Origin of the sequence: Verminephrobacter aporrectodeae subsp. tuberculatae At4, from assembly GCF_000193225.1 — a bacterium.
Classification (GTDB): Bacteria; Pseudomonadota; Gammaproteobacteria; order Burkholderiales; family Burkholderiaceae_C; genus Acidovorax; species Acidovorax aporrectodeae.
The window spans coordinates 1-939 of record NZ_AFAL01000194.1 but is presented as its reverse complement, the minus strand read 5'-3'; the positions used below and the strand labels follow the sequence as shown (position 1 = coordinate 939).

The following is a 939-nucleotide window of genomic DNA, read 5'->3' as shown; positions in this document are numbered from 1 at the left end:
TCCCTGCCCCCGGAAATCGTGAGCCTGGCGGACCACGAGAGCCATGCACGCACGCGCCTGGACTCCAACGCCTGGGCGTATTTCAGCGGCGGCGCGGCCGACGAGATCACGCTCGCGGCGAACCGCAGCGCCTGGGCGCAGATTCCGCTGTTGCCGCGCGTGCTGCGCCCACTCGCTGGCGGCCACACGCGGGTGGAACTGCTCGGCCGCACGCTGGCCCACCCCATCCTGCTGGCCCCGGTGGCCTACCAGTGCATGGCCCACCCCGACGGCGAACTCGGCAGCGCCTGCGCAGCCGCGGCCCTGGGCGCCGGCATGGTCCTGAGCACCCAGGCCAGCACGCGCCTGGAACGGGTGGCCGACGCCATCCGCGACGACGCGGGGCGCGGGCCGCTGTGGTTCCAGCTGTACTGGCAGCACGACCGGGGCTTCACCCGCGAACTGGTCCAGCGCGCCGAACAAGCTGGCTACGAGGCCCTGGTGCTGACGGTGGACGCGCCCTGCCATGGCGCGCGCGACCGCGAACGGCGCGCAGGCTTTCGTCTGCCCGCGGGCGTGGCGGCGGTGAATCTGCTGGGCCTGCCACCCCCGCCCCGGGTGCCGCTGCGGGCCGACCAGAGCAGCCTGTTCGACGGCCTGCTGCAGCACGCGCCCACCTGGGCCGACGTGCAGTGGCTGCAAACCAACACCCGACTTCCGGTGCTGCTCAAGGGCCTGCTGCACCCGGACGACGCGCGCCAGGCCGTCGCGCTGGGCGTGGCCGGCCTGATCGTCTCCAACCACGGCGGGCGCACCCTGGACGGCAGCCCCAGCACCGCCAGCGCATTGCCCCGCGTAGCCGACGCCGTGGCAGGCGCCCTGCCCCTGCTGGTCGATGGCGGAATCCGCCGCGGAACGGACGTGCTCAAGGCCCTGGCGCTGGGCGCCTGCGCCGTGCTC

At 74.2% G+C, this 939-nt stretch carries 1 protein-coding gene; it reads left to right on the top strand.

Annotated features, from left to right (window positions below):
* Positions 1-3 precede the first annotated feature (3 nt).
* On the top strand, positions 4-939 hold a 936-nt coding region (locus tag VTU_RS0105750), incomplete at its 3' end, for an alpha-hydroxy acid oxidase (RefSeq protein WP_438873575.1).